This is a genomic window from Enterobacter sp. 301B, assembly GCF_003850715.1.
GTDB lineage: Bacteria > Pseudomonadota > Gammaproteobacteria > Enterobacterales > Enterobacteriaceae > Enterobacter > Enterobacter intestinihominis.
The window spans coordinates 1-9,277 of the sequence record NZ_PQTC01000049.1 but is presented as its reverse complement, the minus strand read 5'-3'; the positions used below and the strand labels follow the sequence as shown (position 1 = coordinate 9,277).

Here is a 9,277-nt window from a genome sequence, read left to right as displayed (position 1 = left end):
CGCGATCAACAACCTGTTTGACTGCTTCAGTTTTAAACTCTTCGGGATAACGCTTACCGCTCATGGGCACCTCTCTTTAAGCCATCTTAAATGACTCTGAGGTGTCTGTTAAACCCGTGGCGATTCACTTTAATGTCGGAGAGCTTAATGCTCTTAAAGCTAAACTCAGGGAGTTACATAGAAGTTTAGTTGATGGCACGAAGGCTCGTGAGGTGATTTTTGATAGCACAGAAAATCAGTTAAATCTTGTGTTTTCACCATCATCAACAGGGCGTGGGGTGCTTTTAACATTAACGCTAAGGCCGGAAAATCCTGCTGAAAGCGTCGTAGTCAGTGATAGTCTTGGAATGGATGAAAGTTATTTTCCTGCAATACTTTCCGGGCTGGACGAAATCATTAATTGGACGAGTTGATTCACAATTTTAGATGTGCATGCATCAGTGGATGAGTTTGCATTCATTTTTTATTCCAGTTTTTGCCAGCCAGTGACAGCGCTGGTGCGGCTCAAAGGCGCAGGCCATGCGCGCCGCACAGGCAAGGAGCTGTATCATCAGTGCACAAACATCATTTGCAGTTGCACGTTCATCACCACTGAGACGGTCGAGAGCTTTATCGTTTCGCCGGGTGAAGTAGTACCAGCGCCGCCGCACCCGACGCAATCAGGCCAGCAACAAATCCACTGGATGTGACCAAAAGAAAGCCCTGCACATGGCAGGGCTTTTTCGATGCGTGGACGACGTGTGGACATCGTCAGAAACAAATCCTTTTGTTTCAGGCTTTTGCGTCTAAAATTAAAACAGCAATGCTGGCTTTTTTCATTTTGGGGAACTGTCATGGCTGAACCGCAGCTGCTGTTGAACTATACCGGGCATCTGCCCGAATGCCCGACGTGGAGTGCTGAAGAGAAGGCGCTCTACTGGGCGGATATTCTGGAAGGGGAGATTCATCGGTACCATCTGCCCACCGCGGAACACTCGGTGCTCTCATTCCATGAAGAAGTTGGGTGTTTTGCCCTGCGTGAACGCGGCGGATTTATCGTCGCAATGCGAAACGCCATCTGGCTGACCGATAAACACGGCCTGCTCCAGCGTAAGGTTTGCGATAACCCGTCCAACCCGCAGCTTGCACGCTTTAACGACGGAGGCACCGACCATCAGGGACGGTTTTATGCGGGCACGTTCTGGGGGCCGGGAGATTATAACGGCGCCATGTTGATGCGTATCGACAACGACCTGACACCGAAAGTGATCCAGTGCGATATTCAGGGGCATAACGGTTTAGCGTTTAGTCCTGACAAACGGTGGATGTTTACTTCTGATACGCCGAACGGTGTGATTTACCGTACGCCGCTTGATGAGCAGGGGGAACCCGGTAAGCGCGCAGAGTTTCGCCGTTTTAGCGAGGGAGACGGTATACCCGACGGAGCGGCAATGGATGAGGAAGGCTGCTACTGGAGCGCACTGTTTGACGGCTGGCGTATCGCACGGTTTTCACCGCAAGGCGTACAGCTGGAAGAATACCGGCTGCCGGTACGCTGCCCGACAATGGTCTGCTTTGGCGGCGACGAGATGAAAACGCTGTTTATCACCACCACGCGGGAAAATATGGAGGCGGAGGAGCTGGCGAAATACCCGCTTTCCGGTGCCATCTTCACCCTGCCTGTAAATGTGGCAGGGATGAAGAAAAGCCGCTTTATCGAACATTAAGCCGGATCGACCGGGACCACGTTTTCGCTCGGATAGCAGCCCAGTACTTTCATGGAGCGTGTGATCTCGCCCAGTTCGCGCAGGGCTTTCTGCATGGATGCAGACTCCAGGTTGGCCTGAACGTCGAGATAGAACATCTCTTCCCACGGGTTGCCATGTATTGGGCGGGATTCCAGCTTCGTCATGATCAGGTTGTGATTACGCAGCACCAGCAGCGCTTCAACCAGCGCACCCGCCTGCTGGCCGGTCGCCATCAGCAGGGTGGTTTTCGCCGGAACCTGGTCGGATACGTTGATGGCCTTGCGGGCAAGAACCACGAAACGGGTGATATTTTGCGTCTGGTTGGCCAGATTGCGTTCCAGCACCTGTAAGCCATACAGCGCGCCGCCCGCTTCGCTACCGAGTGCCGCGACGGCAGGAGAGTTTGCCTGCGCCACTTTTTCCATCGCCGCCGAGGTGCTTTCGGTGTACTCAATTTTCCAGTGCGGATAACGGTTTAGGAACTGGCTGCACTGCTGGAACGGCTGCGGGTGGCTGTACACCGTTTCGATCTGACTCAGATCGGTTGAGCCAGAGACCAGCACGCAGTGATCGATAGGAATAGTCAGCTCACCGACCAGCGACAGGCTGGTGTGCTGGAGCAGATCGTAAACATCGTTGATGGCGCCGGAACTGGTGTTCTCAATAGGCACCACGGCGTAATCTGCCTGGCCGGTTTCGACCTGGTTGAAGATGTCTGCAAATTTTGCACAACCGCTCTCAATGAACTCTTCGAAATGACGGGCTGCGTACTGGCGAGCCGCCAGGTGAGAATAAGAACCTTTCGGGCCGAGGAAAGCGATCCGAGCAGAGTGCGGGTTGGTTTTGTTCAGATGCTGCTGGAGCAGGGCCTGTTGCGTCAGAACGGAATCTTCAATGATGAGCTGGAACAGGCGGGTGATGTAGTGGGCATCAAGATGATGCGCTTTGCCGAGCTGTATCAACCGTTCCAGTAAATCACGCTCGCGATCGATATCGCGCACCGGCCGATGAGAATCCAGCTTGGCTTTGCCCACTTCAATGGCGAGCGCGCGGCGTTCTGCCAGCAGGGCCAGTAACTTTTCGTCGAGTGCACTGATTTTTACGCGTAAATCCAGGAGCGGGTTTTCCGGTGTCATAGTGTTGTCTGTCTCATTTTATCGTTATCAATAAAAAAGGCCTCCCGGTGTGGGAGGCCTTGTTGTTCGTCTTCGCATTCTTTATCACACGACGAAACGCCTCCCGGTCAGGGGAAGGTAAAAAAGAATGCGAAGAAAAACGGCGTCTGTTTCATTAGGTCATCCTGAAATTGATAGGGTTAAAGTACCTGTACTGTTTTGATCCTGTCAATAAAAAACGCGCCCGAAGGCGCGTTGTCGGTACACTCAATTTAAAGGATTACTCTTCTTCAACTTCTTCCGCGAAGCTGGCGTCTTTCACCGATGTTGTGGCGCGACGGGCTTCACCTTTGTGTTGCACTTTATTGAGCTGCCGTTCCAGCTTGTTGATCAAATCGTTAATTGCGGTGTACATATCCTCGTGTTTAGCGCTGGCGACCAGATGGCCGTTTGGAGTATTGATAGTTGCATCAGCGACGAAACCCTGCGGCTCCTTGGACAGGATGATATGTGGATTAATCAAATGTGTTTGCCATTTATCCAGTTTGGCGAGACGGTCTGCGACGTGCTGGCGGATTGCCGGAGTAATTTCCATTTGTTTACTGGTAATGTTCATTGTCATAAATTTTACCTCTTGTCTTTCCGTCTTGGTGATTCCAGCATACCCGACCTAATGTCAAAATGTGTGATTTAGATCACGTTATTTTGTCGGTTTTTGTCAGGGAATCTTTTTTGTGAGGCAGGGCAGGAAGAGGTGAGATTTACCTTGTCGAAGCCAGCAATTGCGGTCATAGTTGACTGGATGTGTTGAAGCTAAACCGCTTCAGCGTAAGTCTGAAAGAATAAAAAAACGGCAGCCTGCGGGCTGCCGTTATGCGTTGTAGCGGTATCAGGTGTTGCTGCTGTTCGCGGCGATGATTTTCGCCACTTTGTCAGCCTGAGCCGTCATCTGCATCTGGCGATACGCATTCTCCATCAGCTTCAGGCCATCACGCGTGGCCTGGGTATCTGGATAATCACGCAGCATGCCTTCTACACGGTTAACCACGGCAACCCATGCGCCACGGCGAGTGTAGTATTCCGCGACGGAGTACTCGTATTTCGCCAGACGATCTTTCAGGAACACCAGACGCTTAGTGGCATCGGTAATGTACTGGCTGTTCGGGTAGCTACGCACCAGTTTGGAGAAGTCATTGAAAGCATCACGCGCATGTTGCGGGTCACGGTCAGAACGATCCACCCCGAAGAAGCCCTGCAATGCACTGTCATCCAGCGCCATGTTAGTCAGGCCGCGCATGTACATCACGTAATCGATGTTAGGATGGGTAGGGTTCAGACGCATGAAACGATCGATCGTTGCCTGAGCCAGCGGCAGATCGGCATTTTTATAGTAGGCGTAGATCAGATCTAACTGTACCTGCTGTGAATACGGACCAAACGGATAGCGATTATCCAACGCTTCCAGTTGCGTTATCGCCTGTTTCCAGTTACCGTCCTGCAACTTTTGTTGTGCAGTCGCATAGATTTCATTCGGCGGATTGTCAGGGACCTGTTCATTCGAACCGGAGCAGCCCACCAAAGCCAGGCTCAACGTGGCCGCTGCCACCAGATATTTCATGCGCGTCATGACGTTTTGACTTTCCTCAAATGTTTGTCCGGGAGAAACTCAGTTCCTGCTCCCGATTAAGACCAGCTACAATAGCACACTATATTAAACGGCAAAGCCGTAAAACCCAACGTTAAACGAAGAAGCAGTTTATGGCACAACGAGTAGAACTCACCGCAACAGTCTCCGAAAATCAGCTCGGTCAACGCTTAGATCAGGCTTTGGCCGAATTGTTCCCTGATTATTCGCGTTCACGTATAAAAGAATGGATCCTTGACCAGCGCGTGCTGGTAAACGGCAAGATCTGGGACAAACCAAAAGAGAAAGTGTTTGGTGGGGAAGCTGTCGCCATCAATGCTGAAATCGAAGAGGAAGTCCGCTTCGAGCCGCAGGATATCCCGCTGGATATCGTCTACGAAGATGACGATATTCTGGTCATCAACAAACCGCGTGACTTTGTTGTCCATCCGGGCGCGGGTAATCCTGACGGTACGGTACTTAACGCACTCCTTCATTATTACCCGCCGATAGCTGACGTACCGCGTGCCGGTATCGTTCACCGTCTGGATAAAGACACCACGGGTCTGATGGTGGTGGCGAAGACGATCCCCGCCCAGACTCGACTGGTGGAATCTTTGCAGCTGCGCGAAATCACCCGTGAGTATGAAGCGGTGGCCATTGGTCATATGACCTCTGGCGGCACGGTGGAAGAGCCGATTAGTCGTCATCCAACCAAGCGTACGCATATGTCCGTGCACCCGATGGGTAAACCGGCGGTAACCCATTACCGCATCATGGAACATTTCCGTATTCATACGCGCCTGCGTCTGCGTCTGGAAACCGGGCGTACTCACCAGATCCGCGTGCACATGGCGCATATTACCCATCCGCTGGTGGGTGACCCTGTTTACGGCGGTCGTCCGCGTCCACCAAAGGGCGCATCGGATGAATTCATCTCCGTGCTGCGTAAATTCGATCGCCAGGCGCTGCATGCGACGATGCTACGTCTTTACCACCCAATCACCGGAATTCAGATGGAATGGCATGCGCCTATCCCACAGGATATGGTGGAACTTATCGACGCGATGCGCGCAGATTTCGAAGAACATAAGGATCACGTGGACTGGTTATGACCAAACTGATTGTCCCGGAGTGGCCGCTGCCTGAAGGCGTGGCCGCCTTTAGCTCGACCCGTATCGGTGGCGTGAGCCAGGGTGCGTGGGCGTCTTTGAACCTCGGTGCGCACTGTGGCGATAACCTGGAGCACGTCGAAGAGAACCGTAAACGTCTGTATGCTGCGGGAAACCTTCCTTCAAAACCGGTCTGGCTTGAGCAGGTGCACGGTAAAGCGGTGCTGAAGCTTACGGGTGAGCCCTATGCGTCTAAACGCGCCGATGCTTCGTACAGCAATACGCCGGGAACGGTTTGCGCGGTGATGACCGCTGATTGCCTGCCGGTGTTGTTTTGTAACCGTGCCGGTACGGAGATTGCAGCAGCGCATGCGGGCTGGCGTGGCCTGTGTGAAGGCGTGCTGGAAGAGACCGTTGCCTGCTTCCAGGACGATTCTGCAAATCTCATCGCCTGGCTTGGCCCGGCGATTGGCCCGCAGGCATTTGAAGTGGGGCCTGAGGTTCGGCAAGCTTTTATGGAAAAAGATCCTCAGGCGGTTAATGCGTTTGTGGCGTCCGGCGATAAATATCTGGCCGATATTTATCAGCTTGCCCGCCAGCGCCTTAATAATGTCGGCGTGACCCAGATCTTCGGCGGCGATCGCTGTACATTCACCGAAAAGGGTGATTTTTTCTCCTGGCGCCGTAACAAGACGACAGGCCGTATGGCAAGTTTCATTTGGCTGATATAACCTAAAGAATCAAGACGATCCGGTACGCGCCGTTTTCTTTTCACATAATTCAGGTTATTAACCTTGAATAATTGAGGGATGACCTCATTTAATCTCCAGTAGCAAATTTGACCTGTTATGGGAGGAGTTATGCGTCTGGATCGTCTTACTAATAAATTCCAGCTTGCTCTCGCCGATGCCCAGTCCCTCGCACTGGGGCACGACAACCAATTTATCGAACCTCTTCATTTAATGAGCGCCTTGCTGAATCAGGAAGGGGGATCGATACGTCCTTTGTTAACGTCCGCTGGCATTAATGCCGGCCAGTTACGCACCGCCATCGATCAGGCGCTGAGTCGTTTACCGCAGGTAGAAGGTACCGGTGGCGACGTACAGCCGTCACAGGATCTGGTGCGTGTACTGAACCTTTGCGACAAGCTGGCGCAAAAACGTGGGGACAACTTTATTTCGTCAGAGCTGTTTGTTCTGGCGGCGCTTGAATCACGCGGTACCTTAACCGACCTGCTGAAATCCGCCGGTGCAACCACCGCTAATGTGACCCAGGCGATTGAGAAAATGCGCGGAGGTGAAAGCGTGAACGACCAGGGAGCCGAAGACCAACGTCAGGCTTTGAAAAAATTTACGGTCGATCTGACCGAACGTGCCGAGCAGGGCAAACTTGACCCGGTAATCGGTCGCGACGAAGAAATTCGCCGGACTATTCAGGTACTGCAACGCCGTACCAAAAACAACCCGGTGCTGATTGGTGAGCCTGGCGTCGGTAAAACCGCCATCGTTGAAGGGCTGGCGCAGCGTATCGTTAATGGCGAAGTGCCCGAAGGGCTGAAAGGCCGTCGCGTACTGGCGCTGGATATGGGCGCGCTGGTGGCCGGGGCGAAATACCGCGGTGAATTTGAAGAGCGTCTGAAAGGCGTGCTGAACGATCTGGCGAAACAGGAAGGCAACGTCATCCTGTTTATTGACGAACTGCACACTATGGTGGGGGCAGGTAAAGCTGACGGCGCAATGGATGCAGGGAACATGCTGAAACCTGCGCTGGCACGTGGTGAACTTCACTGCGTCGGTGCCACTACGCTGGACGAGTATCGTCAGTACATTGAAAAAGATGCCGCGCTGGAGCGACGCTTCCAGAAGGTGTTTGTCGCAGAACCAAGCGTTGAAGATACCATCGCGATTTTGCGTGGTCTGAAAGAGCGTTATGAGCTGCACCATCATGTGCAGATCACTGACCCGGCCATCGTTGCGGCGGCGACGCTTTCGCATCGTTACATTGCCGACCGGCAGTTGCCGGATAAAGCCATCGACCTTATCGATGAAGCGGCGTCCAGCATCCGTATGCAGATTGACTCGAAACCGGAAGAGCTGGACCGACTCGATCGCCGCATTATTCAGCTCAAGCTGGAACAGCAGGCATTGAACAAAGAGTCTGATGAAGCGAGTAAGAAACGCCTCGATATGCTCAACGAAGAGCTGGATGAGAAAGAGCGTCAGTATTCTGAGCTGGAAGAAGAGTGGAAAGCTGAGAAAGCCTCCCTCTCTGGCACCCAGACAATCAAGGCGGAGCTGGAGCAGGCGAAAATTGCCATTGAGCAGGCGCGTCGCGTAGGGGACCTGGCGCGGATGTCCGAGCTACAGTACGGCAAGATCCCTGAGCTGGAAAAACAGCTTGAGATCGCCACGCAGTCGGAAGGCAAAACTATGCGTCTGTTGCGTAATAAAGTGACGGACGCCGAGATTGCCGAAGTGCTGGCGCGCTGGACGGGGATTCCTGTAGCTCGCATGATGGAAAGTGAACGCGAAAAACTGCTGCGTATGGAGCAGGATCTGCATCAGCGCGTCATTGGCCAGAACGAAGCGGTCGAAGCGGTATCTAACGCCATTCGTCGTAGCCGTGCGGGGCTGTCCGATCCGAATCGTCCCATCGGCTCGTTCCTGTTCCTGGGGCCAACCGGTGTCGGTAAAACCGAGCTGTGTAAAGCGCTGGCTAACTTTATGTTCGACAGCGATGACGCGATGGTGCGTATCGATATGTCCGAGTTTATGGAGAAACACTCTGTCTCGCGTCTGGTCGGTGCGCCTCCGGGATATGTCGGTTATGAAGAGGGCGGTTACCTGACGGAAGCGGTTCGTCGTCGTCCTTATTCCGTCATCCTGCTGGATGAAGTGGAAAAGGCTCATCCTGACGTGTTTAACATTCTGTTGCAGGTGCTGGATGATGGACGCCTGACGGACGGGCAGGGAAGAACGGTCGATTTCCGTAACACGGTGGTGATCATGACCTCGAACCTGGGTTCCGATTTGATTCAGGAACGCTTCGGTGAGCTGGATTACAGCCATATGAAAGATCTGGTGCTGGGTGTGGTCAGCCAAAACTTCCGTCCGGAGTTCATCAACCGTATTGATGAAGTGGTCGTGTTCCATCCGCTGGGTGAGAAACACATTGCGTCGATTGCGCAGATCCAGTTGCAGCGTCTGTACAAGCGTCTGGAAGAGCGTGGGTATGAAATCCACATCTCGGATGATGCGCTGAAACTGCTGAGCGAGAATGGTTACGATCCTGTTTATGGCGCGCGTCCGTTAAAACGTGCAATCCAGCAGCAGATCGAAAACCCGCTGGCGCAGCAAATCCTCTCCGGGGAGCTGGTTCCGGGCAAAGTTATCCGTCTGGAAGCCAACGAAGACCGAATTGTGGCAGTGCAGTAAGTCACAAAACGCAAAAACGGGCCGCTTGCGGCTCGTTTTTGTTTAAAAACCAGGCAAGAATTAAGGTCTGAGATGTGTTTTGCCTGGAAAGTGAGCAGTCAGTAAATAATTTTCACTTTGCACTTGCAGCCTCAGAATAACTCCCTATAATGCGCCTCCACTGACACGGAACAACGGCACGCAAGCCGCCGGGTCAGCAGAGAAAAGCAAAATAAACGCTTGACTCTGAAGCGGGGAAGCGTAATATGCACACCCCGCGCCGCAG

General features: G+C 53.0%; 9 protein-coding genes, 1 pseudogene and 1 other annotated feature. Of the genes and pseudogenes, 6 read left to right on the top strand and 4 right to left on the bottom strand.

Annotation, left to right across the window (positions count from 1 at the left end):
• Positions 1-101 precede the first annotated feature (101 nt).
• From C3451_RS23690 to C3451_RS23680, 3 genes and pseudogenes are all read left to right on the top strand, one after another.
• Positions 102-413, top strand: coding sequence for a hypothetical protein (locus C3451_RS23690; RefSeq protein WP_124304484.1), 312 nt, complete (start codon positions 102-104; stop codon positions 411-413).
• Between the two features lie 123 nt (positions 414-536).
• Positions 537-689: pseudogene (locus tag C3451_RS23685) on the top strand (ogr/Delta-like zinc finger family protein); the annotation flags it as partial.
• A 144-nt stretch (positions 690-833) separates the two neighbouring features.
• Positions 834-1,706, top strand: a complete 873-nt coding sequence (locus tag C3451_RS23680; RefSeq protein ID WP_045623206.1) for an SMP-30/gluconolactonase/LRE family protein — start codon at positions 834-836, stop codon at positions 1,704-1,706.
• Here C3451_RS23680 and pheA read toward each other — a convergent pair.
• The 4 genes from pheA to bamD all read right to left on the bottom strand — a co-directional run bounded on the left by pheA (position 1,703) and on the right by bamD (position 4,469).
• Entirely contained in the window at positions 1,703-2,863 is a 1,161-nt protein-coding gene (pheA, locus tag C3451_RS23675; protein WP_023306733.1) for a bifunctional chorismate mutase/prephenate dehydratase, read from the bottom strand. The two genes, C3451_RS23680 and pheA, sit on opposite strands and share 4 nt — an antisense overlap.
• Before the next feature lie 30 nt (positions 2,864-2,893).
• Positions 2,894-3,019, bottom strand: a sequence feature (Phe leader region).
• Positions 2,971-3,018, bottom strand: a complete 48-nt coding sequence (pheL, locus tag C3451_RS23670; RefSeq protein ID WP_100229775.1) for a pheA operon leader peptide PheL — start codon at positions 3,016-3,018, stop codon at positions 2,971-2,973. It overlaps the preceding feature by 48 nt.
• A gap of 103 nt (positions 3,020-3,122) precedes the next feature.
• Positions 3,123-3,464, bottom strand: coding sequence for a ribosome-associated translation inhibitor RaiA (raiA, locus tag C3451_RS23665; RefSeq protein ID WP_006811628.1), 342 nt, complete (start codon positions 3,462-3,464; stop codon positions 3,123-3,125).
• A gap of 267 nt (positions 3,465-3,731) precedes the next feature.
• Positions 3,732-4,469, bottom strand: coding sequence for an outer membrane protein assembly factor BamD (gene bamD, locus C3451_RS23660; RefSeq protein WP_003863164.1), 738 nt, complete (start codon positions 4,467-4,469; stop codon positions 3,732-3,734).
• A gap of 131 nt (positions 4,470-4,600) precedes the next feature.
• Between bamD and rluD the strand changes: the two genes are divergently transcribed.
• The 3 genes from rluD to clpB all read left to right on the top strand — a co-directional run bounded on the left by rluD (position 4,601) and on the right by clpB (position 9,012).
• Positions 4,601-5,581 (top strand): 23S rRNA pseudouridine(1911/1915/1917) synthase RluD, encoded by a 981-nt coding sequence (gene rluD / locus C3451_RS23655; protein WP_022649057.1) that lies wholly within the window; start codon positions 4,601-4,603, stop codon positions 5,579-5,581.
• Positions 5,578-6,309, top strand: coding sequence for a purine nucleoside phosphorylase YfiH (gene yfiH, locus C3451_RS23650; protein ID WP_045623207.1), 732 nt, complete (start codon positions 5,578-5,580; stop codon positions 6,307-6,309). The genes rluD and yfiH overlap by 4 nt, the downstream gene beginning before the upstream one ends.
• 129 nt (positions 6,310-6,438) lie before the next feature.
• Positions 6,439-9,012 carry an ATP-dependent chaperone ClpB gene (clpB, locus tag C3451_RS23645; protein WP_022649055.1) on the top strand — a complete coding sequence of 858 codons (2,574 nt, stop codon included), beginning with the start codon at positions 6,439-6,441 and terminating at the stop codon, positions 9,010-9,012.
• Positions 9,013-9,277: the final 265 nt, after the last annotated feature.